This is a genomic window from Endozoicomonas sp. ALB091 (assembly GCF_049310265.1).
In the GTDB taxonomy this organism is placed as follows: Bacteria; Pseudomonadota; Gammaproteobacteria; order Pseudomonadales; family Endozoicomonadaceae; genus Endozoicomonas.
Window position 1 is genome coordinate 1,135,001 of the sequence record NZ_JBLYNQ010000006.1, and the last position, 25,305, is coordinate 1,160,305.

The 25,305-nt window shown below is 50.0% G+C and carries 25 protein-coding genes (1 of these 25 running past the window's edge); 10 read left to right on the plus strand and 15 right to left on the minus strand.

Translation table 11 applies throughout. The features are described from left to right. The 4 genes from epmA to efp all read right to left on the minus strand — a co-directional run. Positions 1-226, minus strand: partial view of an EF-P lysine aminoacylase EpmA gene (gene epmA / locus ACO6UX_RS11860; protein WP_422447763.1) — the beginning only. 764 nt of this gene lie to the left of the window's left edge; only the first 226 of its 990 coding nucleotides appear in the window; its start codon is at positions 224-226; its stop codon lies off the left edge, out of view. Between the two features lie 155 nt (positions 227-381). Further along, positions 382-909, minus strand: coding sequence for a hypothetical protein (locus tag ACO6UX_RS11865; protein WP_422447765.1), 528 nt, complete (start codon positions 907-909; stop codon positions 382-384). 53 nt (positions 910-962) lie between these two features. Next, positions 963-1,271 (minus strand): hypothetical protein, encoded by a 309-nt coding sequence (locus tag ACO6UX_RS11870; RefSeq protein WP_422447767.1) that lies wholly within the window; start codon positions 1,269-1,271, stop codon positions 963-965. 160 nt (positions 1,272-1,431) lie between these two features. Next, positions 1,432-2,001, minus strand: coding sequence for an elongation factor P (gene efp, locus ACO6UX_RS11875; RefSeq protein WP_101745846.1), 570 nt, complete (start codon positions 1,999-2,001; stop codon positions 1,432-1,434). Between the two features lie 29 nt (positions 2,002-2,030). On the opposite strand from efp, the gene epmB reads away from it, so the two are divergent. The 4 genes from epmB to ACO6UX_RS11895 all read left to right on the plus strand — a co-directional run bounded on the left by epmB (position 2,031) and on the right by ACO6UX_RS11895 (position 8,424). Then, entirely contained in the window at positions 2,031-3,074 is a 1,044-nt protein-coding gene (gene epmB, locus ACO6UX_RS11880; RefSeq protein ID WP_422447769.1) for an EF-P beta-lysylation protein EpmB, read from the plus strand. A 243-nt stretch (positions 3,075-3,317) separates the two neighbouring features. Beyond that, a complete protein-coding gene (locus ACO6UX_RS11885) occupies positions 3,318-4,970 on the plus strand; it encodes a hypothetical protein (RefSeq protein ID WP_422447771.1) in 1,653 nt (550 codons plus the stop codon). A gap of 178 nt (positions 4,971-5,148) precedes the next feature. Then, positions 5,149-7,170: an EAL domain-containing protein gene (locus ACO6UX_RS11890; protein WP_422447773.1), complete on the plus strand. Its 2,022-nt coding sequence runs from the start codon at positions 5,149-5,151 to the stop codon at positions 7,168-7,170. A gap of 531 nt (positions 7,171-7,701) precedes the next feature. After that, positions 7,702-8,424, plus strand: a complete 723-nt coding sequence (locus ACO6UX_RS11895; RefSeq protein ID WP_422447775.1) for a hypothetical protein — start codon at positions 7,702-7,704, stop codon at positions 8,422-8,424. Here the strand turns inward: ACO6UX_RS11895 and ACO6UX_RS11900 are convergent. The 5 genes from ACO6UX_RS11900 to serB form a co-directional block, all read right to left on the minus strand. Further along, the gene (locus ACO6UX_RS11900) at positions 8,414-9,037 is read right to left on the minus strand and encodes an ATP-binding cassette domain-containing protein (RefSeq protein WP_422447777.1); all 624 of its coding nucleotides are present in this window, start codon (positions 9,035-9,037) and stop codon (positions 8,414-8,416) included. The genes ACO6UX_RS11895 and ACO6UX_RS11900 overlap by 11 nt on opposite strands. After that, positions 9,034-10,776: an ABC transporter permease gene (locus ACO6UX_RS11905; RefSeq protein WP_422447779.1), complete on the minus strand. Its 1,743-nt coding sequence runs from the start codon at positions 10,774-10,776 to the stop codon at positions 9,034-9,036. Before ACO6UX_RS11905 ends, ACO6UX_RS11900 begins: the two co-directional genes overlap by 4 nt. Next, the gene (locus ACO6UX_RS11910; protein WP_422447781.1) at positions 10,773-11,966 is read right to left on the minus strand and encodes an ABC transporter substrate-binding protein; all 1,194 of its coding nucleotides are present in this window, start codon (positions 11,964-11,966) and stop codon (positions 10,773-10,775) included. The genes ACO6UX_RS11905 and ACO6UX_RS11910 overlap by 4 nt, the downstream gene beginning before the upstream one ends. A gap of 61 nt (positions 11,967-12,027) precedes the next feature. Then, positions 12,028-12,234 carry a CPXCG motif-containing cysteine-rich protein gene (locus tag ACO6UX_RS11915; RefSeq protein ID WP_269671786.1) on the minus strand — a complete coding sequence of 69 codons (207 nt, stop codon included), beginning with the start codon at positions 12,232-12,234 and terminating at the stop codon, positions 12,028-12,030. 16 nt (positions 12,235-12,250) lie between these two features. After that, positions 12,251-13,522 (minus strand): phosphoserine phosphatase SerB, encoded by a 1,272-nt coding sequence (gene serB / locus ACO6UX_RS11920; protein WP_422447783.1) that lies wholly within the window; start codon positions 13,520-13,522, stop codon positions 12,251-12,253. A 430-nt stretch (positions 13,523-13,952) separates the two neighbouring features. On the opposite strand from serB, the gene ACO6UX_RS11925 reads away from it, so the two are divergent. From ACO6UX_RS11925 to ACO6UX_RS11950, 6 genes are all read left to right on the plus strand, one after another. Further along, positions 13,953-15,488 (plus strand): ankyrin repeat domain-containing protein, encoded by a 1,536-nt coding sequence (locus tag ACO6UX_RS11925; protein ID WP_422447785.1) that lies wholly within the window; start codon positions 13,953-13,955, stop codon positions 15,486-15,488. A gap of 297 nt (positions 15,489-15,785) precedes the next feature. Continuing rightward, positions 15,786-16,019, plus strand: coding sequence for a hypothetical protein (locus ACO6UX_RS11930; protein WP_422447787.1), 234 nt, complete (start codon positions 15,786-15,788; stop codon positions 16,017-16,019). Next, entirely contained in the window at positions 15,989-16,561 is a 573-nt protein-coding gene (locus ACO6UX_RS11935; protein ID WP_422447789.1) for a hypothetical protein, read from the plus strand. The genes ACO6UX_RS11930 and ACO6UX_RS11935 overlap by 31 nt, the downstream gene beginning before the upstream one ends. Further along, positions 16,516-17,376 (plus strand): ankyrin repeat domain-containing protein, encoded by an 861-nt coding sequence (locus tag ACO6UX_RS11940; protein ID WP_422447791.1) that lies wholly within the window; start codon positions 16,516-16,518, stop codon positions 17,374-17,376. The genes ACO6UX_RS11935 and ACO6UX_RS11940 overlap by 46 nt, the downstream gene beginning before the upstream one ends. Positions 17,377-17,873: 497 nt before the next feature. Further along, the gene (locus ACO6UX_RS11945; RefSeq protein WP_422447793.1) at positions 17,874-19,262 is read left to right on the plus strand and encodes an ankyrin repeat domain-containing protein; all 1,389 of its coding nucleotides are present in this window, start codon (positions 17,874-17,876) and stop codon (positions 19,260-19,262) included. Between the two features lie 230 nt (positions 19,263-19,492). Beyond that, positions 19,493-20,785, plus strand: coding sequence for an AhpA/YtjB family protein (locus ACO6UX_RS11950; protein WP_422447795.1), 1,293 nt, complete (start codon positions 19,493-19,495; stop codon positions 20,783-20,785). A gap of 433 nt (positions 20,786-21,218) precedes the next feature. On the opposite strand, the gene hisF is transcribed toward ACO6UX_RS11950, so the two are convergent. The 6 genes from hisF to ACO6UX_RS11980 all read right to left on the minus strand — a co-directional run bounded on the left by hisF (position 21,219) and on the right by ACO6UX_RS11980 (position 25,226). Continuing rightward, positions 21,219-21,992 carry an imidazole glycerol phosphate synthase subunit HisF gene (gene hisF, locus ACO6UX_RS11955; RefSeq protein WP_422447797.1) on the minus strand — a complete coding sequence of 258 codons (774 nt, stop codon included), beginning with the start codon at positions 21,990-21,992 and terminating at the stop codon, positions 21,219-21,221. A 24-nt stretch (positions 21,993-22,016) separates the two neighbouring features. Next, positions 22,017-22,379 (minus strand): DUF4870 domain-containing protein, encoded by a 363-nt coding sequence (locus ACO6UX_RS11960; protein WP_422447799.1) that lies wholly within the window; start codon positions 22,377-22,379, stop codon positions 22,017-22,019. 16 nt (positions 22,380-22,395) lie between these two features. Beyond that, a complete protein-coding gene (hisA, locus tag ACO6UX_RS11965) occupies positions 22,396-23,124 on the minus strand; it encodes a 1-(5-phosphoribosyl)-5-[(5-phosphoribosylamino)methylideneamino]imidazole-4-carboxamide isomerase (protein WP_422447801.1) in 729 nt (242 codons plus the stop codon). 2 nt (positions 23,125-23,126) lie between these two features. After that, positions 23,127-23,771 (minus strand): imidazole glycerol phosphate synthase subunit HisH, encoded by a 645-nt coding sequence (gene hisH, locus ACO6UX_RS11970; RefSeq protein WP_422447803.1) that lies wholly within the window; start codon positions 23,769-23,771, stop codon positions 23,127-23,129. Positions 23,772-23,773: 2 nt separating this feature from the next. Next, positions 23,774-24,367, minus strand: coding sequence for an imidazoleglycerol-phosphate dehydratase HisB (gene hisB / locus ACO6UX_RS11975; protein ID WP_269671797.1), 594 nt, complete (start codon positions 24,365-24,367; stop codon positions 23,774-23,776). A 106-nt stretch (positions 24,368-24,473) separates the two neighbouring features. Then, positions 24,474-25,226 (minus strand): hypothetical protein, encoded by a 753-nt coding sequence (locus ACO6UX_RS11980; protein WP_422447805.1) that lies wholly within the window; start codon positions 25,224-25,226, stop codon positions 24,474-24,476. Between the last annotated feature and the right edge of the window lie 79 nt (positions 25,227-25,305).

A 25,305-nucleotide genomic window follows, 5' to 3' on the forward strand; every position in this document is an offset into this window, starting at 1 on the left:
GCGAGGTGTGCAGGTAGCAAAGCTGTGACTGGCCATGACCAATGGGGCTGAACTCTGTGGCAAAGCTGTCTATATAAACATCCACAGTGGCGCTGCCGGACAGCATCGGGGTTTCCACCTCCATGACGCCCCGGGCATCAAAATAAGCCCGGGCCTTCCGTAGCAATCGGGCTCGTTCTTTGAGCGCCATCATGGAAGCCGATGGGTGCCATAAGTCATTGGTCATAAGTGGCTCCTGAGTAATATTCATTATTTAAGGTAAGTGAATACTGCCAGTTGTTGTAGGGCTGAATACAACAAACCCTGCCAACTATGGCAGGGTTTGTTGTTTTTCAGTACCTGTCAGCCGGAGTTGGCTGACCGGGGGTAAGCATCTGTGCTTTACCCGCTGATACTGGTGTAATCCAGTGGTGATTTCTCAGGTTTCTTAAGTCCCATTCTGGCAACTGTACTGAAACCCTTATCAGTCAGGCCTCCGCTGTAATCCGCTGAGCCATCCGGCAGGTCCGCTTTGGACTCGGACGGATTCCACTGTCTGAAGTAGTCCGACAGATCATAATTGCTCAGGTAAGACAAACAGCTCATCAGCAGGTCACCCTGGCTGAGGTCGGTGTCTTTTGCAGAGCAGTAATTGATACCCTTGTTACCATTCAGTTCATCACCCACCAGGTCGCCCCGGGCTTTACGATGGGCCAGCTTGTACATATTCCAACCCCGGTCATCACCAAATACGGCAGGCTGATTACCCTCTGGATACCATTTGCTGATATCGAAGTGATCCTCAGCCCAAAGCTTCAGCTGACCAAACATGGCCAAACGCATGCCATTGTCACCTTCACTCCAGCCGTGACCACGGTGGATGCTCAGCCACAGCTTCACCTTTTGCAGATCACTGCTAATGCGATCCATCTGCGGCAGAGCCTCACGCTGTTCCTACATTTAGAGAGCAAGAATATTGTTGGTCACCTCGGTACCACCAGTGATGCGTAGTCCTGATCATTATTGTGAATGGTGATCTCAAAGGATTGCCGCAACAGTACCAGAGTACTTCTGGCATCAAGGCCCGCAAAGCCGCCTTTGGAGATAGAAGTCAGATTATCCAGGCGATAGCTTTTATTCACGACGAAGTCGTAGATCTGGCCTTTCATTTGGCTACCGTCAAAACGGAACGCATGCCCTTTTTCAATATTGCTGGCTACGTCGATACTCTGGGTACCATTGTCATACTTTGGTACCAGCCAGGTCAGCAGGTTACTGAAGAAGGTCTTCATACTGCCCTGATCATTACGGACATCAGCATGAACTCTTCATGCCCGGCGAAGATGAAACCATTACGGAAAGGGCACGGATTGTAACCACCGTGGTGGGCACAGAATAGCTTCAAAAAAAGCAGGACAAGGCGGCAGAAAGCCGCCCCGCAAAAGAGATCAATTACTTCACACGACCAACATATTCGCCGGTACGGGTATCAATTTTGAGGACTTCACCCTCAACAATAAACAGCGGCACCTTAACCACCGCGCCGGTGCTCAGCTTGGCTGGCTTGGAGCCGCCCTGGGCGGTATCGCCCTTCAGGCCCGGATCGGTTTCCACCACCTGGAGTTCGACAAAATTAGGTGCAGAAACCGAAAGAGGGGAACCATTATAAAGAGTAACCGAGTATACTCCCTGCTCTTTGAGCCAATCGATGGTGTCACCCACGGCTTCACGGCTGGCTGCATGCTGTTCATAGGAACCATCAGTCATCATGAAGTGCCAGAATTCACCGTCGGTGTATAGGTATTCCATATCCAGGTCCATAACGTCTGCCGCTTCCAGACTTTCGCCGGATTTGAACGTACGTTCCCAGACGCGACCGGACATCAGGTTACGGAATTTAACCCGGTTGAATGCCTGACCTTTGCCAGGTTTTACAAATTCGTTCTCAATGATCGAGCAGGGATCGCCCTCGAGCATTACTTTAAGACCTGAACGAAACTCATTGGTACTATAACTAGCCATTGGACCTTACCAGGAGATCAAAAACCCCTATGATAACCCGTTCGGAGCTCAGTGTGCAGTCGAGGGCGCAGATAAGTACGCAGACAATCAGCGATTTCGGCTGCTGGCAGACGCAACTGGCAGGGGCCATCACTTCCCCGGAGCAGTTGCTGGCCATGCTGCAGTTGAGTCCGGGGCTATTATCACCGGCATTGAGAGCCTGTCAGGAATTTCCTCTGAGAGTACCCCATGCCTATATCCAGCGAATGGTGCCGGGGAACCCTGACGACCCGTTGTTGAGGCAGGTTCTGCCTGTTGGCGAAGAGTGTCAACACATTGAGGGTTATGGCCTGGATCCGCTGGCAGAGCAGTCGCAGAACCCAACCGATGGGGTTATCCATAAATACCATGGCAGGCTGTTGCTGATCGTCGGCGGAGCCTGTGCGGTGAACTGCCGCTTCTGTTTTCGCCGCCATTTCCCGTACCAGGATAATCGGCTGGACCGGGACAGCTGGCACAATGCCATAGAGTACATTCGCGCGGATACCAGTATAAAAGAGGTGATTCTCAGTGGCGGAGACCCATTGGCCAACAATGACCGTCGGTTGGCGAACATTGCTGCCGAGCTGAACGCTATTGATCATGTGGCCACACTGCGCATTCATACCCGTTTGCCCGTGGTGATTCCTGACCGGGTCACCGATGAACTGATCAACTGGTTTGCCAGACAGCGCCTGCAACCTGTGATGGTGATTCATGCCAACCATGCCAACGAGATTGATGACAGTGTTCGTGAAGCCTTGTTCCGGCTCAAACAGGCGGGCGTAACACTATTGAACCAGGCGGTGTTGCTTAAGGGTGTTAATGATAGTGCTTCGGCGCTTATTCAGCTTGGCGAAGCGCTGTTTAAAGCTGGTGTACTCCCTTACTACCTGCACCTGTTAGACCCGGTGCATGGTGCCGCTCATTTTGATGTGCCGGACGTTACAGCGACTCGCCTGATACAAGAGGTTATGGCTCACTGTCCGGGCTACCTGGTGCCCAGACTGGTTCGGGAGATTCCCGGCAGACCCGGCAAAACATGGATACTCTGACACTTTTCATTAAAAAGTCAGACATTGGTCGTACAATTTAATAAAAGTGATAATAAAAGACTGGACTGGTATATTCGTCTCAGCATAATTATCATCAATACAGAGTTCGCTACTGGAAACAGATGGGTGGAGTGTCACTGGCAACCGACGCTATCACCCGGAAACGCAACATTGATTCAATAAAAAGATTGATCAAGAACCGTTACTGACAGGATGTCAGAGCCCCGCTATTGGAATTAAAGAATGGAATCTGCAAACACTCCTCACCTGGAGCTACCCAGCCGTAGCCTCAATTCTCTTTCATTTTGTCCTGACGGGACAGCGTCAAACAGCAATAAGCTGGAACAGTGGCTGAAAGGACTGCCTCTCACGGATCATCAGCAAAGTGGAGAACTTCTGGTTCACGCTCTGGATGAACTGAGCAGGCTTGACGCCCCCCCTGATGAGCTATTTGCTCTTGCAGAAGCCCTCCGGTCACCTTCCCGGTCAAACGCCGCCAATAGTTATCAACGACATCTGCAGCGATACATTACTTTTGCATCAAGCCAGCAAAGCTGGTTTGATCTGTGCAAACGCCTGTATATGGGCTTGGCAAAAGTCTATAAAGCCGTGGTTCAGTGCTGTCTGGATAATAAAGAGCATGCCAGTATACTGGCAGCCGCACTGCATCGGGCTATTTCGGAGAGTGCTGCAGCGTATTTATTCCATTGCCTGCTTTATCGCCCTGCGCCTGAACGCCTGTGGCTTGAACTGCATACGTTATACCAGCTTGCCGCACGCCATAATCATCAGGGCTTCCAACAGGAAGATCCTTATGACCCCAAATCCAGCCCCATGTCGCTGGAAAGCCTCTATAAACGAGCCCTGATGCTGTCACGCAGTAATACCGATCAATTATCACCCGGTGAAATCCAGCAGGTCTGGCAAATGTTAAGCCTCTGGATCAGCCACGGCAAAATTCAGCCCGAGTCTGGTCTGAAAACCTATTTTTCAGTGCGTCTCAACGGTGACGGAGGCCTTGAATATGCGTTACCAGAGCCTGATAAAGTGCATCCCGGCGTGATTGGTCTGAATATCCGGGTACTGACCGCGCACCTGGCAAAAATAAAAGAAAATCCAAAAGCGGCAAACGTGTTGCCAACGGAATTGATCCAACATCTCATATCAAGCTGGGGACCGATCCAAAAGCGATCCAGTCCGCGCAGAGCTGCTTCGGACCCATGTGAAACCTGCTTTGGATTTACCGCGCTTCATTATCATCTCTCAGGTAAACGACGATTCGAGGATATCATTGCCGCTCATTCTGATACTGCTGGCAAAAGTAGCTTCTCTGAGGTATCTGATGATGTCTGGTCACAGGCCCATGATGCTGAAATCATAGATAAACAAAACAGCCCTTCAGCTGGCGAGAGAATTGCCTTTAATACGACAGAGACCCCGGGTAATAACCACCTCTCCGTCTTGCCAGCCGAGATCATTAATACCAGCAACACCGGGTTCTGCCTGAAAATCAACAGCACGTTACCCAAACAGTTTCATGCCGGTGAACTTATTGGCATCCGCCTGGATAAAGTGTCACCCTGGGCCCTTTACAGTGTGCGCTGGCTGGGAATCTCAGCGCAGAATGAAGTGACTTTTGGTGTCATTCTTATCAGCCCATCAGTAGAACCAGTGGCCATATCCCTGATACACAAAACTCAGGCAGCCAGCCACTTCCAGAGATCACTGATGTTAACCGACCCCAACCAGCCCTCTCTGGTCATACCAAATCTCTCCGCCAGGGAGGGAGCCAAGTTTGAGTTGATTCAGAATGATACCCTGCTGAAAGGTCAACTTATGAGCTGCATGAATACAACGCCAACCTGGAGCCAGTACCAATTCAAGCTATTTGGGTAAACTGTCATTGTTCCTGATCCCGGTAATCAAGTTCCCGGTGCCGGTCACAATTCCGTGGAGGCACTCTATACCTTTGAATTGCGCTTGTCGTAAGATGTTGAAACAGGCTCATACCGTTTCAGGGAGCATCTGCTGACGTAAGAGCTGCCTCATTCAAAATAATAGTGATCAATCTCCCATGAATTACCGCCGACAAACTCTACGCTTGCTTGCCCTGGAAGACTCCCCTAACGATGTGGAACGCTGGGTAAAGTTGTTTCGCAATGCGGGCCTGCCTCCCCGGGTGCAACATATCGCTTCCATCGAAACCATGGAGGAAGCCCTGTCAGAGCAGCCATGGGATGTCGTGCTCAGCGCTGAAGAAACCACCAGGCTTAATGCACAGCAGGTACTGACCATCATTGAAAAACACCAGAAGGATATTCCGGTTATTGTCACCCTGCCGGAATACAATCCTCAGCGTACTTCTACCTGGCTATCTGCCGGAGCCAGAGACGCGATACCCAGTGCCCATGAAGAGCATATACTGCACGCCGTTCTCCGTGAGCTCACCAGCCTGGAAGACCGGCGAAACCTCAGCAATGTCCGTCAGGAGCTGAATGAGTCCAACAAACGTTGCCAACTGTTACTGGCCAATGCCTCTGAAGCCATCGCCTATATTCACGATGGCATGCATGTGGATGCCAATGCTGCGTATCTTCAGCTCACGGGCTACGACCATGCCGATGACCTGGCGGGCATACCCCTGATCGATATGATTGCCGCACAACATCAAGCTGAGATCAGGCAGATGTTGAAGCAGTTTGGGACCAACCAAACGATTGACCAGGTTGAATGTGAGCTGGTTCATACCGATGGCCACAGTACCCCCGTCAGCCTTCGCTTATCCGCTGCGCAATACGATGATGAACCCTGCATCCAGCTGATTCTGTTACCGCTAATGGTTCCCGTACTCAGCCAGCCGGTGAACCATAAGGCCAGTGCAGAAACGAAAGAACAGTTTCTTGAGCAAGCCGCATCTGCGGTCACAGCAGCAACAGAGGCAACACTGGCCTGGATACAGCTGGATGACTTTCAGAATTTACAACAAGAAGCCAGTATCGACGGCATTATCTCCATACAGGGATCCATTGTGCGGATGGCTGAGGAACTCTTCCCCACTGCCGCTATCTGCCATTATACCGATGACAGCTTTTTGCTGGTTGAAACAGCAGGTAATCCGGATGACACCCATAAGCGCCTCATCACCTTGCAAAGCGCCATTGATGAGCACCTGTTCGGCAGTGACGATGAAACGCTCACAGCGACAGTCAGTATCGGTTTTGCGGTGAAAGAGCATAAACAAGACATCACCATACTGTTAAATAATGCAGAAAGTGCCTGCCAGCGCGCCATTAAAAATGCCGAACGTCTTTGCCGCTACTCCAAAACGGAAGAACTCGATGAGAAAGCCAGGGATGGCGATGTACAGGCCATGATTCGTCAGGCGCTGTCCCAGGACTCATTCCGTCTGCTGTTCCAGCCTGTCATCAACATTACCGGTTCCGAAGAAAAACAGTATGAAGTCTTCCTGCGCCTGCACTCTCACCAGGGTGAAGTGGTAGAAGCCGGCACGTTTATGGCGGCGGCAGAATCCTCCAGCCTGATGCCGCATATTGATCGCTGGGTGCTTCGTCAATGCGTGCGCCAGTTGGCACAGGTCCATAAACAGGGGCAAAGCGTTCGATTGCTGATTCACCTGAGTCACCTGTCCATCCAGGGAACCGAGTTAGCCCAGTATCTTTCCGGCCTGTTGAAAGCAACAGAGTTGCCGCCTGACAGTATTGTCCTGCAACTGCCAGAGTCCATTGTGCTGCAACAGCTGAAACGCATTGTGGATTTTGCTGAAGCTATTCACAATATTGGCTGCCAGCTGGCCATTACCCGATTTCAGGGTGACTCTCGTTCCATGAAGATACTGAAACACCTTGATATCCAGTTTGTGCGCCTGGACGGCAGCTTCACCAGCAAGCTGGATGAAAACAGTGATGAGAACATCATCAAAATGCTGGATATCCTCAAAGAACATAATATTCGCAGTATTGTGCCAAAGGTAGAAAGTACCCGGACACTGGCACACTTATGGCGAATGGGCGTTGATTACGCGCAGGGGTATTATATTCAGGGGCCAATGGAAACGATGGACTTTGACTTTGGCTGACAAAAATAAATGACAGACAGGATGTGTAACGGTCCTGTCTGGTTTAACCCGGATTAGAGCGACAAAGTCCCGCGCGAGATTCGGGGCAGTTTATGAAATATCCGGGTTAGTTAAGCAATTTCTGACCGTTCTTCTATATTAATCGTTCGAATAAAAATATTACGGATTTTGCTCTTTATGATTCTTCGTTCTCACAAAAGGCCTCATACAAGCACTGAGACCTTTGGTTCTGCGCATCCTTTGTCCGATGCGTTCCTCAAGGGGAAAAAGATAAGAAAGAATAATAACCAGGACAAACCCGGCCAGTCTTGCTTATCCACAATGGATAACCCAACCACTAAAGCGACTGCCCCAGAGAATAAACAGAGAACCATTTCGTTACGACCATTGCCGGCCAGATTACTTCAGTTACCCCTTCCGGAGACCAACGGAAAAGAAATCAGCCCCATAATTCTCAACAAAGGACGCCGTTCTGCCTATAAATGCCAGAAAATTAATGCGCCTAATATTCGCGGCTCTCAGGCAACGATCATGACCGGCTATATTAACCCGGCATTAATCGCAGGCATTAATCGTGATATAGAGGCCATGGGCTTGCCGTACCACGAAGTAATAGCTCGACAAGGTAATGCTACATGCAGTCTCGTTCCCAAGTGGGAATCCTATCTGGCAAAACTGCCGAGTACACAAGCCACGTTCATGTGTCATGGTGATGCCGGGCTTGTACGCTCATGGGCAATCCCGATGCCAGTAGAAGAACCGGACCGCACAATATTGGCGGCCAGCCATGCCACCATTATTCAGCTGGTGAATCATCTTCACACCCTCAACCCTGACCTTAAACGCTATTTTGGCCAGAATGCCCTGCGACTGACGTCTATTAATTTTTATTGTCGCCGATCTGAAACCCCTGAGAATAACGCCATGCTACCATCGAATCACTGTCTTGGCTGGCATGTGGATAAGGGCAAGGTAGGCCAGCTGGTGGCTTGTATCAATCTGGCCGGTCAACGAACGTTAACCATACGAAACAATGATCAGCTGACCACCATTGAATCGAATAAACCCGGCCATTTTTACATAATGGATGCAACCCAGTTCGAGCACGCAGTCCATTTAACCGACACTGACAATAGCATGGCTCTGATTCTCAGATCACCTTACCCTGAGCTTCCCCCGGGCTCTGACACCTCTGATTTCTTTGCCAATACCGATCTATTTTTACCCGGTTCAAAATCAATGATCAGAGCTTAAGCAATAAGCCTTTATCAGGAATATCCTGTTCATCATGGGTCACCATAAGCGCAGGAATGCTTCGGCTCTGAATCTGTTGAAAGACGAAGTGCCGAAAGCTGCTTCTCAGTGTTGCATCCAACTTGGAAAAAGGCTCATCCAGCAGCAGGGCTTTGGGTTCGGATAACAGCGTTCGCATCAGGCTGATTCTTGCTTTTTGGCCACCGGACAGCATGGCTGGATTCAGCTCGAAAAAGCCCGACATTCCGCAGTCAGCCAGTGCCTGCTCTGCTCTTTCCCGGCGCTGGGATTTCCGGTAGTGCGCAGGCAGCGCAAAGGCCAGATTCTCACCCACCGTCATATGGGGAAACAACAGGTGATCCTGAAACTGCAGGCCTACCTGTCGTTTACAGGGCGGCAGGTTATTCAGCACTACCCCGTTCAGAATCACCTGCCCTGAGCAACCAAAGCTGTTTGGCAGCGTCCCGCAAATCAGATTTAACAAACTGCTTTTACCGCAACCACTGGGACCCAATACCGAAAGCACTTCACCGTCGTCCACGCAACAACAGATGTTATCCAACAGCTTCTGGCCATTCAGCGTAATATCAATTTGATCAAGAATCAGGCTCAAGAATTGAGTCTCCTGGCAAAACGTCCATGTCTGATTGTCCAATAGCTCAGGAAAAAAGCCATGGCATAAGCAATGAAAGGCAGGAGCATTTGAACAAGCCCGTAGACGCCAAACAAACGTCGATTTCCGCCGGAAACCAGACTGACGGCCTCGGTTGTCACTGTCTCCACCCGGCCAGCACTGGCAAACAGGGTTGGCAGATATTGGGCAATACTCACCGCAAAGCCCAACGCCAGACTGGCCATCACCGGACGCCAGACTATGCCCAGCTTCACCCGCAAAAAGGTCTTCAGCCAGGACCCGGATAATAACAGTCCCTGAAGACTGTGGCGCTGATCATAATGCTGCCAGGGGCCTGACAAACTCAGAAAGCAGTAAGGCAATACGAACAGCAAATGCAGGCCGGTAACCGTCAACCAGTGACCCTCTGCTCCCCATTGCAGCAGAAGCAGTTGAACACCAAACAGAAAAGTCATTTGCGGCAAAAGCAACGGAATATACATGGCCCCCCTGGTCAGCAGGGCCAGCCACTTTCCGGCTGATTCACTGTTTTGTCGCTGGAGATCATTCAGCTCCAGCAAAATAACCGAGATAATGTTGGCCGCTAACGTGGCGGTCACGCCGATCAGCAGGGAGTTCACAATGGGCTCACTGATACCCTCCCAGGCGCGCTGCCAGCTTCGCAAAGACCAGTCTGGCCAGAGAGAAGGGAATCGCCAGCGCCAGACAAAAGACCAGATCAGCAGAGCAGCCCCGCCGGACAGAAACAGCACCACCAAACCCTGCCAGGCTTTCCTGCTGAACGACAGCCAGAGACCACTGAACCGACCACGATGCCCATTGATCAACCAGTGTCTGAGCCGTCTGTTCATGGTCCATTCCGTCAGGTGAAAAGCACCAATAACAGAGGCCACCAGCAGCAATAAAAGCACACTGCCCGATGCGGCAAGCAGGCTTTTGCTCAAATCCGGATCATTTATCCACTGAAAAATCTGTACGGCAAATGTCGGAGGGTTTGCAGGGCCAATCACCAGCGCCACATCCACCACAGAGATGGCGAACGCCAATACGGTATACACCGGCAGACGAATCATCGGGTAGAGGCGCGGCCAGATCAGCTTAAGCCAGATAACAGCTGGCTGATATCCCAGGCTGCCTCCCAGTTTCAGCGTATCGGCGACGGGCAACTGCACGACAGACGCCGCCATCATAAACAGCAAAAAAGGGGTTTCTTTAATAATCAGAATCAGTATCAGGCTTATGCCGTATTGATCCTGGATCGTCTGCCAGTCAGGAGGAAAACTCCACCCGGCAAAAACAGCAATAAGCCGGGCCAGCAAACCACTGGGCATCAACACAAACATAACCCCAAAAGCCAGTGCCACATGGGGCACAGCCATCAAGGGTGCCAACCACCGCTGAACCTTCTGCCAAAGGGGCGTGCCCCAGGTGCAACAGAGCACACCAAAAGCAAGGAACAGTGATAACAACGTGGCTAAAACAGAAGTCCAGAGACTGAGCAACAGCATCTCGATCAGCGCAGGTGTTTCCAGCAGCATTTGCCAGGAAGATAAACTGACTGTGTCAAACCCCAGGACCGGCATATACCCAAAGGCAGGCAGCATAATACTGCCCAACCCGGCCAGGACCGGGAATAAAAACAGTGCCACCAACCCTAAAGCAAGTAACCGTGAAACAGACCTGACCGATACCCGCTCACACTTTATCAATAAACTCACTGGCGGTATCTTGCCTTCCAGGCATCCTCAAGTTCAGCAACCCAGGAGCTGTCAGGTTCCGGAAGCACTTTACCTAACGCTTCAGGCGACAGGGTTGCCGGCCCCAGGGGCAAACTTGAAAAGCGTTTGCGCTCAACCCCCTTTAACTGGCTCATGCTGAGCACCGTAGGGTCTCCCCAGACATCCGGGTTCGCTTTGTGTGCCTGTGCCTCCGGTGATAGCAGAAAATTAATGACGACCTGTGCTGCCCCGGTGGAATCACTGTTGAAAGGAATCGCCAGAAAATGGGTATTTCCCAGTGTACCCACATCATGGACGTATGTTCTCACCGTGTCTGGTAACTCCCCATTGGCAATAGCAGAGCTGGCATAGGCGGGATTAAAGGTCATGGAGAGTAAAATTTCACCGTCGTCCAGCATGGGGGTCAGCGCCAGATTGTTGGCTGGAAACGTCTCGCCTTCTCGCCACAATAAAGGGTGAAGTTCATCAAGATATCGCCATAAAGGGGAAGTTACTGCAGCGAAATCCGCTGCAGAGACAGGCTTTAACAGCGCACCGGGATCTGGCGTCAACTCACTCAACAACTGCTTCAGAAACGTCGTACCGACAAAATCGGGTGGCAGGGGGTACGTCACACGCCCTTTATGCTTTCTGGCAAACTCAAGCAGTTCTGAGGCATTGGCTGGCGGGACTGTTTCTTTTCGGGAAAACGAATCGGTGTCATAAATAAACACCAGTTGTGCCATCCCCCAGGGCGCTTCAAGGCCTTCAACAGGCTCACCAAAGTCAAGCACCGTGGAGGGGTTCTCTTGCGGGTTCACTCCCTTAAACGAGGGTAAGTCCTGGACAAAAGGGCCAAACAACAGGCCGTTTTGCTTCATGGAACGAAAGTTTTCACCATTAATCCATACCAGATCAACGGTGCCATTACTGTTTCGCCCTGCTGCTTTTTCCGCAAGTACACGACTTACGACATTTGATGTGTCACTGACTTTGACATGTTTCAGTGCAATACCGTAACGTTTGTCTACCTGATCGGTAGCCCAGTCAATATAATCATTGATCTGCTCACTTCCCCCCCAGGCATTGAAATACACCGTCTGCCCTTTTGATTGCTCCACTATTGTTTGCCAGGTAGTGGTTTTCGCTTCACTGGCACTGACGCCGCTGATAAAAGCGACGGTAGCCATGACCAAAGCAGCTGAGGCTTGCTTGCTCCATGTCCTTAGGATGTTCATATTCATTTTCATCTCAATAGCCAGACTCTGTCGTTAATTGGCAATAATGGTTACCGTCTTCGTCGATGGCCAGCGTCACAACGATGGGGCGACAGCACACCTGACAATCTTCAGTGTAAAGCAATGATTCATCCGTCTCGGTAAAACCCGCATCCAACAGCAGTTCGATGGGCTCTCCACAGTACGGGCAATGATCCTGCCAGCTTATCCACTCATCCATCGCGAATACCTTTTTCTCAGTCAGGAGCATTAAGCGACTCCAGATCTTTCTCACTAAAGCCCAACAGATACAGAATACTGTCCAGCCCAAGGGTGGAAATTGACTGCCGGGCATTTTGTTTCACCATCGGCTTGGCCCGAAAGGCAATTCCCAGCCCGGCCACACTGAGCATTGGCAGATCATTGGCTCCATCACCCACCGCAATAACCTGATTCAGGGAAATGCCCTCTTCAGCGGCAATCTGCTTCAGCAGTGTGGCTTTTCGCTCACCATTGACAATGTCGCCTTTCACCAGGCCGGTAACCTTGCCATCAACCATGTCCAGTTCATTGGCGTGGATATAGTCTATCCCCAGTTTTTCCTGAAGATAGCGGGCGAAATAGGTAAACCCACCGGATAGAATAGCCGTGCGATAGCCCAGTGAACGGAGGGTACGAATCAACGTTTCAGCACCTTCGGTTAACGGCAGCTGTCTGGCAATATCCCCCAGCACAGACTCATCCAGCCCCCTCAACATCGCCAGGCGCTCACGAAAGCTGTCATTAAAATCCAGCTCACCCTGCATGGCCCTCTCAGTGATCATTGCCACCTGCTCACCCACACCAGCGGCTTCTGCAAGAAGGTCGATAACTTCCGCTTCGATCAAGGTGGAATCCATATCAAAGACAACCAGCCGACGGTTACGCCGATAAATACTGTCTTCCTGAAATGCCACATCAGCGTCCAGGTCAGCGGTAAGATTGAGAAAGTCAGCCCTTAGTTTTTCCTGATCAGGAGCCGTACCCCGAACCGAAAACTCCAGGCATGATGAACGACGGCTGTTTTTTTTATCCCGCTTGTTATCATTGCGCAGCGACCGTCGACCGGAAAGCCGGGCAATATGGTCAATGTTCAGTCCATGAGCGGCGGTAATACCAGAGACTCTGGCGATTTGCTCTGCGGTGACATTACGGGATAACAGCGTCAATATATAACGATTTCTGCCTTGCTCAGAGACCCAGTGCTCGTAGTCTTCTTCAGACACCGGTTGATAGCTGAACTGCAAATCACTTTCATGAAAATGGAACAGAAGATCTTTTAGCATTCTGTTGGCAACAGCAGCGGAATCACCATGACCTGAAGTCTGTTCTGGCAGACGGACAAGAATGCCCCAGGTCAGGGTATCGTGGATGACCGATTGACCAATATCCAGAATTTCCAGACCGTAGTTGGCCATAATAGAGGTTATGGATGAGGTGAGTCCCGGCTGGTCCCGGCCAGTCACATTAATCAGTATTATATTGCTCACTTTTTTCTGCACGTTTGTACTCGTTTTATAACCACTCAAACTTTGATAAATAGGCCATTTATAGTTATCAAAGTTTGTACGATTGTACATATTATCGCGGGTATTTTTATAGCGCCGGGACAAAATTGAGGATAAGAATAATGACAGCAGGCAGCCATTTCCAGTGCACAAACTCTGAAAGAAAAAACACAATACGAGCCGGTTCATGCCTGACCCGGTGATTTTTACGGCAAAAAGGTGCTAAGCAGATAGTTGCTCTGCAAGACCTGAACTACCTGAACTACCTGAACTCGGTTTTTTTCACCAAATGATCCTCTATTGAAAATTGCGTATTCAAAAAAAAATGCAAAAAAAAATTTCTGTTTTGTGGAATTTTCCCTTCTGCTCGTTGTCAAAACCACAGTCTTAAATCCTAAAGTAGGGCAAAGTAATGAATAATGTTGATATGAGCAAGGTGCCTACCGTCAGGTTCAACCTGGAAAATGTCGGTGGTAACGATGAGGATAACGGAGGAAAATTTAATGGGCATTCACTGGTCAAAACCTCTGCCCCCCAAAAATGCATTACCAATGAGCCTGGCGATGGACAGCAGAAGTCAATCAGTCTTGACCAACGCGGATGTGCAGACAAGCAACCAGCACTGCCGATTGATCGGGGCAGTAGCAGCGTCATTGACGGCAAATCAATTGATCAAAAACCCAACCACCCTAGTGAGACACCCCTGCACACTGCTGAACGGCAACGCAGCACCAATGTATTGCAAATACTGAAAAAGAACGACGAATTCAGTGAAGGCATGGTCAACACTGCCCGGGATGGCAATGCTAAACATCTTCAATTCCTGATCAGCAAAAAACCCGACGAATCTACCCTTAACAACGCCCTGCAAGAAGCCGTCAAATCGGGGCAAAATCATTGCCTTGAAATCCTGGTCAAAGCGGGAGCAAAAAACCTTGACGAGGCCCTGCTTGCTGCCGCCGCACAGGGGCAAGCACATTGCCTCCACCCACTGATCAGAACGGATGATAAAGTAAAAGTCCTTAACATGGCCCTGTGCGAAGCCGCAGGGCATGGACAAATCCAGTGCCTCAAACCCCTGATCAATCAGGGAGCAAATAATCTCAATGGTGCCCTGTGCGCTGCCGCCGAACAGGGGCAAAGCAAGTCCCTGCAACTCTTGATCAAAGAGGGAGCGGAAGACCTTAACAATGCTTTGTATTTCGCTGTCCTGAAAGAAAACGATGAGATCCGGGAAGATCTGATTGATAACGGAGCGGATATTACTACCGTAGTGCACACCGCTGCCGAGAAAGATTCTGTGGAACGGCTGAATGACCAGATCATATCGGCTTACATCAATACTCCCAATAAGTACGGCAGAACACCACTGCATATCAGCGCTGCCATGGGCCATACCAAAAGCTTGGAAAAGCTGCTTAAAACCGATGGAGTGAAAATCAATACCACTGATAAATCCGGCCATACGCCTCTCCACTTTGCTGTCTTTAATATGCGTACAGACACTGCCATGATGTTACTGAAAGCTGACAACATCGATGTCAATGTGAAGGATAACAATCACTTTACTGCTCTCCACTATGCTATCGATGCAGACAACAGTACGATCGTGGAGGAGTTACTGAAAACTAGTGACATCGCGGTAAATGAGGGGGGTGAAGAGGGCTGGACACCTCTCCATGCTGCTGCCTACAAGAATATTCCAGACGCCGTCAGGCAATTACTGCCCATTAAAAACATCAAGGTCAATCAAAAGGATGACCATGGCGATACAGCTCTCCACCTGGCTGTTAAAAGAGGTAATACAAATATCGTCGAGATATTGCTGGACACGGATGTTGGCATTGAGGTCAAAGAGAAAAATAACAGCGGCCGAACGGCTCTGGATCTTGCTGACGATAATTGCAGGAAACTGCTTAAAGACTTTTTAAAAGCAAATAAACACTAACGCAATATGAAAGGTTAAATCTCATCCAGGATTATTACTATTTCTGGAACCAAATACTCATGATCGTCATAGCCGGTCATGAGTATTTTTAATCTGATTTTTTCCGGTCACCGTTACCAAGTGAAGAGTCACTCTGCAAGACCTCCCTATTTGATTGAGCTCGGTTTTTTTTCAACAAAAAATCATCTGTTGCACATTACATATTCAAAAAGAACTGTGGAAAATTCTGTTTTAAGGAATTTTCTCTGCTGCTTATTGTCAAAGCTGCAGAGTTTAATCTTAAAGTAGAGTAAAGCGATGAATAGCAACACGTTAGATCGTGCCACGGCCAACACAGCCAACACAGCCAATGCCTTCGAAAATCATGGTATCGTTGAAAATGATAACGATTCTGGCACAGGGCAGCTTGCTGGGCGTTTACTGTCCGAAACCTCTTGCACCCGCATCACCGAGCAGCCTTACGATGCACAGCAGGTGTCAACAAGTCTTAACCAACGGGAATGTGCAAGCGGGCATCGGCACTGCCATTGATTGGTCCGGGCAGGAGCGACGTCGCTGATGACGAATCACCTGATTATGCAACCATGGTACTTAATACTGCCAATCAAGATGGGGAGACACCCCTGCATGTTGCTGCCCTGGAGGGCAATCCTGAACTCCTTAGACACCATTTCAGTGCTATACCCGCCGGCCTCTTTAATGACTCCCTGCTCAATGCTGCCAAAAAGGGGCAAACGCAGTACCTTAACATCCTGTTCAAAGCGGGAGCAAACAACCTTGACGATGCCCTGCGTGCTGCCGCCGGGCAAGGGCAGTGCCTCCCCCTCCTGAAAGAATTGGGGGCTAAAGATCTTGACGGTGCCCTGCGCAAAGCCGCCGCGCAGGGACAAACGATGTGCCTTAAACCCCTGAAAAAATTGGGAGCTGAAGATCTTGATGGAGCCCTGCGCGAAGCCGCCGCGCAGGGAAAATTGCAGTGCCTTAAACCCCTGATCAATTTGGGAGCAAGAAATTATGATGATGCCCTGTGCGCTGCCGCCCAACAGGGGCATACGAACTCCCTTTTATTCTGATCAATGAGGGGGCGAAAGACTTTAACAGTGCCTTGTATTACGCCGTTCTGGCGAAAAACGAAGAGTCAAAGGAGATGCTGCTGACGAAGGGAGCAGATATGACTTCCTTACTGCATACTGCTGCCCGTAAAAATTCTATGGAATGTCTGGATGACTCGACCTTCCTGACCTTGGTAGACATTAATGCTACCGATAAGAACGGCAGAACACCACTGCATATCGCCGCTATCCTGGGCCATATCGAAAGCCTGGAAAAGCTGATTCATACCGATGGGGTGAATCTCGATATCACTAATAAATTGAGCCAGTCGGCTCTCCACATAGCTGTCATAAACAATGATGCAGCGGCCGTCAAGTTGTTACTGGCTGCCGGCATCAATGTCAATAAGGGGTGTTTCCATTACTTTACGGATCAACACATAGATTACTGTACGGCTCTCCACTTAGCAGCCATGCACGCTGATATAAAAATCGTCGAGTTGTTAATAAAAGCCGGCATCGAGGTCGATGCAACGAGTGGATATAACAGGACGGCTCTCCACATGGCTGCCCAATACGCTGATGCAGACGTCATCAAGTTGTTACTGCAGCACATCGATGTCAATGAGAAGAATGACACTGGCTATACAGCTCTCCACATGGCTGCCTACCTCGGTCGCAAAGACGCCATGGAGGCGTTACTGACCTCTGAAGACATCAACATCAATGAGATAACCAATAAAGGCATAAGGCCTATCGACCTTGCTAAAAAAAGGGAGTGCAAGGAAGTCTTAAAAGCCTTTGAAAAAGCAAATAACCACAAACACAACAAATAAATGTTAAATGTCGTCTATATTCTTTTCTGGAACCCAATTCTCATGACCGTAATAGTCGTTCATGAGAATTGGCAATCTGATTTTTCCAAGTCACCCCGCACAATGAAACTGCCACACGGTCATCAGGTGGGCCAGTTTTGCTGACAGCCCATTTCTGTCAGTGTTCTGTTTGTCACCAGAATTCAAGTCTTCAATAAACCCAGTCATTCAACTGCGGATAAGCATCAAGCCACTGAGATAGTCCGAAAAGCTGAGTACAGATTTCATGAGGAACGTAATGAAGTTCCATACTATCCTACGGATTGCGTTTCTTGTGCATTCGAAGCCTTCTGTTTTTAGCATTCCCTGATGTTCTAGCTGTAAAAACAACAAAGCTTCAATTATTTTTCAAGATGAATTTCCAGGATTTTCAATTGGTTGTGTTTTTGGACGAGAACTAACTACAGTCTTTAACTCTAAAATTGGACAAAGCAATGGAAAGTGTTTTGAAGGGTTTCATGAATACTGCCTGGGGCAACACAGCAAATGTCCCCTTAACTGGTGGCATCGGTAAGAATGACGACGGGTATAGAGGACAGCTGGATGGGCGTTCACTGGTCAGAACCCAGTGCAACCCGGCATGCATCATTGAAACGCCTGACGATTTACCGCAGAAGTTAAGAAGTCTTGGCCTGCGCGAATGTGCATACGGGCAATCGACACTGCCATTGATTCGTCCAGACATGATCACCGCTATCCAGAAGGGCAATACTGAACTCCTTAATTACCTGATCAGCACCCGCCCCGGCCGACCTGCCCTTAATAGCGCCCTGCACGAAGCTGCCAAACGGGGGCAATTGCATTGCCTTGAAATTCTCGTCGCAGCGGGAGCAAACAACCTTGACGATGCCCTGCTTACTGCCACCGGGCACGGGCACATACTCTGTCTTAGTCGTCTGATCCAAATGGGAGCAAAAGACCTTAACGGTGCCCTGTGTGAAGCCGCCGGGCAGGGTCAAACCTGGTGCCTTAAACCCCTGATCAATAAGGGAGCAAAAGATCTTGATGGTGCCCTGTGCACTGCGGCCAAACTGGGAAAAGAGCAGGCCCTTTTACTCTTGATCAAGGAGGGAGCGAAAGACCTTAACGGAGCCTTGTATCCCGCTTTCCTGGCGAACAACAATAAGGTCCTGAACGCTCTGATTGCTAATGGTGCGGATATTACTTCCTTAGTGCACAGTGCTGCCAAAACTGATTCCATGGAATATCTGAATGACCGGGTCATCTCGACATACATCAATGCTACCGATGAGAACGGCAGAACACCGCTGCACATCGCCGCTGTCATGGGCCATGGCAAAAGCCTGGAAAAGCTGCTTAAAACCAATGGAGTGAATATCAATATCGCTGATAAATCGGGCCTTACGGCTCTCCACCTGGCAGTCCAACATAATCGCACTGAGACCGTCATGAGGTTACTGACCACTGACGGTATTAACGTCAATAAGAAGGATAAAAATCGCTGGAATGCTCTCCACTTTGCTGTCAAATATGCCAACATAAATATCGTCCGGAAGTTACTGAACACTGACGGCATCAAGATCAATGAGAGGGTTGGACTTTTCAACAATACAGCCATCCTGCTTGCTGTCAAACAGGGCCGTGCAGATGTCGTCACGGAATTACTGGCGGTTAAAGGCACCAATTTCAATCAAATGGACTTCAATGGTGATACGGCTCTTCACCTGGCTGCCAAACGAGATGATGCAAAGATCGTCAGGGAGTTGCTGAAAGCTGTCGGCATCCGGGTCAAAGCGAAAAATAAATGTGACGCTACACCTCTAAGCCTTGCTGACCGTGACAGTGAGTGTAGGGAGCTTATTAAAGCCTTTTTAAAAAGGAAATAACCATTAACGCAATGTTAAAGGTGAAATCTCGCCTGCATTACTATTTCTGAAATAGCAAGGGAAATAGGTTTTGTCTGCTATCATCCTGCCATTGCAACAAGTGGAGCAGCCTGTCTCCACTTTTTTTAGTCTGGCTCTTCCCCGGCGAGGCTGTCAGAATTTACTCATTGACAGTAGGGCCTGTTGATAATTCATCACAATCATTGGCTTTCCTCTCAGGAGCTTAACTTTTGAAGAAGCGTATTTTCACGCCAGATATTTTTGCGCAGTTCACATCCCGCTTTTCCATCCGAACGCAGTTAATGGTCATCTTTGGTCTATTGATGGCCACGCTGACGATTGGGATGTCGCTGGTTATCAGCAATGAGATTGATTCATCAAGCCAGCACCAGGCGGACAGTATCGGTCAATTATTGAGTGAACAGACTGCCAGCGCCGCGACCGATATGCTGGTCACCGGAGACAGGCTCAGCCTCAATGTTCTGCTCAGTCAGCTGGTGCAGAACCCTTATGTTGCCGAAGCCAGTATCTACAGCATCGATAACCAGAGAATTGCCAAAGCCATTGCCACAACGGCGGACGAAGGCATCAGGCATCCGGTGTATTCATCACCCATTCATTACCAGGATGTAATTGCCGGTTACGCCCGCTTATCACTCAACGAAGGTCTGCTCAGCCAGAAACCCAAAGAAGCCCTGTTCGTGATTATTGCTATCAGCTTGATACTGCTGCTGGCCGGGCTGATTTTTCTGCACCTCTATGCCTCCGGCCTGGCGACTCAGCTGCGCCTTATTGAACGACAGTTACGTTCCATTCTGCCCACAGGGAACCCAATCCCGCCGATCACTGGCGAAATCACCCGGCTTTCTGTCTTTGCCGAGCAGCAGCTGCTTGAAAAGAAAATGGCGGAGCCGGAAGAGAGTGTTGAAGAGCAGCAGGAAACGTCGATGATTGCCGCAATCAAAGTCAAAAACCTGGGCAGGCTTCAGCAATTGCTAGCCCCCAGAGACTTGCAGGATATTCTCCGCACTCACAGCCAGATCATCAGCGAAGCTGCGGATTATTATGGTGGCGAGGTAACCTATACGCCAGAAGGGAATGCCTATCTGCGGTTTTCCAGCAAAGAGAGCCCGGCATTTACCTCAGATGCTCTATTCTGCTGTCTGATGATCGAAGTGCTGGCTGAAAAAGCCGGAGCAATCAATATTGCCAAAACACATATTGGTATTGGCCTGAGCGTCAGTGATCAACAGGCAGAGTTCCCGGAAGAGCAACACCCGGCCCTGGGTGACAGTGCCGCCAGCCAGGCACTGACTCTGGCTAACCTGCCAGATATGGATGGTATTTATATGCGCCGGTCAGAAGCCAGCTGGCTTCCCTCAGACCTTCCGGATTTTGCCGCCCTGGACAGTGAAGTCATCAATATCAAAGGCATCAAAAACGAGCTGGCCAATGAATTGAGAGGCCAGATTTTTGAGATGGAGTCCATTCTGGAATTAAGAGGCTGTTTTAAAACGACTTAAGCATCCTGCGGGTTATCCACCAAATGTTTAACAGAAATTTCAAATATTTTGCGGCAGGATCTACTCCCGTCTGCTAGGTTTATGGTGTTTTGGAATAGTTACGTTAAGAATGAATATATGAACTCTGTTACTGGTTCAGGAGCTGTTCAGCCCGCCCCTTCTTCGCAAGATCTACTGGAGTCTAAATCAAGCTCTGGAACATACCTCTGTTATGGCAGGCTGGTATCAGCCATGCCGTCCGTGCTTCCTTCTTGTTGTAAAAGTGAACCGTTCCATCGCTATTATGTTGACAGCCCGGTTTACAAGCCGACAACAGTCGCAGTAATTACCTCTCAGCCACTGGGTTCTGACAATCGTGGCCAGGTGTAAATGGAAGCTCGCTGTAAGTGGTAAATGGAAGCCCTCCGCGAGGCACCCTGATAAGCAATCCTGGTCAGATTCTCATCTCAATCCCCCGGGCAGCCATATACTCCTTGGCTTCAGGAATAGAGTATTGCCCGAAATGGAAAATACTGGCGGCCAGTACCGCATCCGCTTTACCCTCTTTGATGCCTGCCACCAGATGATCCAGGTTACCCGCACCGCCGGAGGCAATGACCGGAATACCCACTGACTCCGAGATAGCCCTGGTGACGCCCAGGTCGTAACCATTTTTGACACCGTCCTGATCCATACTGGTCAGCAGTATTTCACCGGCTCCGAGGCTCTCCATTTTCAGTGCCCACTGCACAGCATCAAGGCCGGTAGGCTTGCGCCCGCCATGGGTAAAGATCTCCCAGCGGTCTGGCTCACCGGGCTGGCTCACTTTTTTGGCATCAATAGCCACGACAATACATTGCGAGCCAAAGCGGTCAGCCGCTTCCTGAACAAATTCAGGATTGAAAACCGCCGCGGTGTTGATGCTGACTTTATCCGCACCCGCATTAAGCATGGTGCGGATATCTTCCACTTTGCGAATACCACCGCCAACGGTCAGCGGGATAAATACTTCACTGGCCATACGTTCAACGGTATGCACCGTTGTCTCCCGCCCCTCATGGCTGGCGGTAATATCAAGAAAGGTTATCTCATCAGCGCCCGCTTCGTTATAACGCCGGGCAACTTCCACCGGGTCACCAGCATCCCGAATATCGACAAACTGAACGCCTTTAACCACCCGCCCATTTTCGACATCGAGACAGGGAATTATTCTTTTAGCCAGTCCCATGACTTCAACCTTTCCAAACGCTTGTTAATTGGCCAGACGCAGCGACACCGGGTAGCGGTAAAACTCTCCACTGCCCGCCTTCATGGCTGCCCTGACCATAAACACCAGAACCACTATGATGATCACTGGCACCAGTGGTAATAATAGAAACCCAACCAGCATGAACTTGAGGATAACCCAGAGAGTCGCCAGCAGTGTGATGGTGATCTGAAAGTTCAGGGACTCTCTGGCATGGTGCTCAATATAGAGCGACTTGTCCCGTTTCATCAGCCAGATCACCAGCGGTATGGCAATATTCAACCCCGGAATCATAAAGCCGAACAGAGGCAGAAGATGTGCCAGTACGGCCATATTTTTATCGTCCCGGTTAATATCGGGCCTGTTCATTGGAGGGATACCATAATCATTCATCGCAGTAACGTTGCGCTTCGTTCAGATTGAGTGTCCCTTCGTAAATGGCACGACCGGTAATCGCACCGGCAACCCCTTCCCCGGCAACGGCTTTCAGGGCACGTATATCGTTCATATCAGTGATACCACCGGAAGCAATCACAGGAATCGCCATGCTGTTGGCCAATTGCCGGGTTGCGGCAACATTGACCCCCTGCATCATGCCATCCCGGGCTATATCGGTATAGACGATGGCAGAGACACCGTCCTGCTCAAACTGACGTGCAAGGTCTACAGCCTGGGTGTCGGTGACTTTTGCCCAACCATCCGTTGCGACACGGCCATCACGGGCATCGATACCCACGATTACATGGCCGGGAAACGTCTGGCAGGCTTGCCTGACAAAGTCAGGGTCGGTTACTGCTTTGGTACCGATAATCACCCAGGAAACACCAGACTCCAGATAGGCTTCTATTGTCGCCAGATCACGAATACCCCCACCAATCTGTACGGGCAAATCAGGGTACTTTGCGGTGATACCACGAACCGCATCGGCGTTCAGGGGCTTGCCGGCAAACGCCCCGTTCAGGTCAACCAGGTGAAGCCTGCGGCAACCGGCATCCACCCACCGGCTGGCCATGGCAACCGGGTCATCACCAAAGACCGTGGCATCCGCCATTTCCCCCTGACGCAGCCGGACACAGGCACCATCTTTCAAATCGATTGCAGGAATGATTAACATCGTTATGGCTTCCATGTTAAAAAGTTTTCGAGCAGCTGCAGTCCATTGGCGGCACTTTTTTCAGGGTGGAACTGCACAGCGACAATATTGTCATGACCAAGGGCGACATCGAAACCAAGACCGTAGTCACTTCTACCCACCACCATCGCGGCATTGGCAACACGGGCATAGTAGCTGTGCACGAAATAGAACCGGGCATTGTCTACGATTCCCTGCCAGAGAGGATGGGAGGGTTCAGCCTGACGGACCGGGCTCCAGCCCATGTGGGGAACTTTCAATCGAGCGCCTTCGCTATCCCGAAGGTCTTTCCCAAAGAACTTTACCTCACCGGAAAACAGGCCAAGGCACTCAACCCCGCCATTCTCTTCGCTATGATCGAGCAGTACCTGCATACCCACACAAATACCCAGCAAGGGGCGGTTGGCTGCCACCTCTCGAACCACTTCATCAACACCATGACGCCGTATCTCCGCCATACAGTCACGGATTGCCCCTACGCCGGGAAGCACTGCCTTATCGGCAGCCAGTATCTGCCCGGGATCGGAGGTAACAATGATTCGGGTATTCGCCTCGGCAACATGTTCCAGTGCTTTACTGACGGAGTGAAGGTTGCCCATCCCATAATCAATGACAGCGACCGTCTTCATGGTTACAACGACCCTTTTGTAGAAGGCATCTGGCCCGCCATGCGCGGATCCAGGGCAACCGCCATCCGTAAGGCGCGGCCAAAGGCTTTAAAGACGGTTTCTATCTGATGATGGGCGTTGCGTCCCCGCAGGTTATCAATATGCAGGGTGACACCGGCGTGATTCACGAAGCCCTGGAAGAATTCATAGAACAGGTCAACGTCAAAGCGGCCGATCATTGCACGGGTAAATTCAACATTAAATTCCAGACCGGGTCGCCCGGAGAAATCGATAACGACTCTGGAAAGCGCCTCATCCAGGGGCACATAAGCATGCCCGTAACGATACAGCCCTTTTTTATCACCAATGGCCCTGGCAAAGGCCTGACCCAAGGTAATGCCGATATCCTCAACGGTATGGTGATCGTCGATATCATTATCACCAACAGCCTTGATATCAAGGTCAATAAGGCCATGGCGGGCAATCTGATCCATCATGTGGTCAAGAAAAGGCACCCCTGTATCAAACGATGCCTTGCCAGTACCATCCAGATTGATGGCCACACGAATCTGGGTTTCCAGGGTGTTTCTTTCAACACTCGCCTTGCGCTCAGCCATGAACTTCTCCGGTTGGATTGTCATCTATTCTGTTTGCCGGGATATTATGGTGAGCATTATATAGAGACTGTTAACTGCTCGCTAGGAGGCTGTAAGAGGATATTCTTTATTGGGACCGGACCTGTTCATAAAGATTACCTTCCAGGCTTTCCAGAAGCTTATCCACCTGCAGCCTCTGGATTTGAGCCGGTTTTGCTTTCAATGGGTGTAACCGGTCATTCACCCAGTGTGATGACCAGTTCCAGGTCGTAGTCACACACTCCCGGGCGAAGGATTCAAGACCAAACCGATCCGCCTGCTCAAGACATCCCGTGAGAAATTCATCCACATCGGACATCAGGATCGGATAGCTGCCTGCGGGTTTGCTGCTGTATTTATTCTGCGTCTGATAGAGCCAGAACTGGCTATTCTCCGGGATGTTCCCGTTACTCATGGAGGTTAATCGCCCGGGGTTGACCGGCACGCGGCAGGTCAGTTGCTGCTGACGATCTATGGACTTGATCTTATTGGTTGGCATGGAAATCAACACACCATTAAATCGTCCGCCAACCAGCGGTATAACCCCCAGTTCAGTCACCTTGATAGTGTTATCCTGCCGGGTTCTGGTCTGCCACCCTCTTCTGAATCCATCAACCCAGACCGGAACCTCAGGCTTAAACCCGATATTGGCTGATTTCCTGGCCTGCTCATAAAGCAGGCTACCATAACCGACAATGTACTGAGACTTTGCCTTATCAAACGCAGGGAAGCACTCATTGGCCATGCTGATGACAGGCGCTATGCATAAAATATTCAGTAACCCCATCAGCCAAATTACATTGCCTGGTAATTTGAAAGCAGGGTAATTCACTTTTGACATTTTTTTTCCTCAACAACCTTTCACTCAATCTGAGGAGACCGCCAACCTTTGTTTACACTATTAAAGGCTGGTTTTTTAG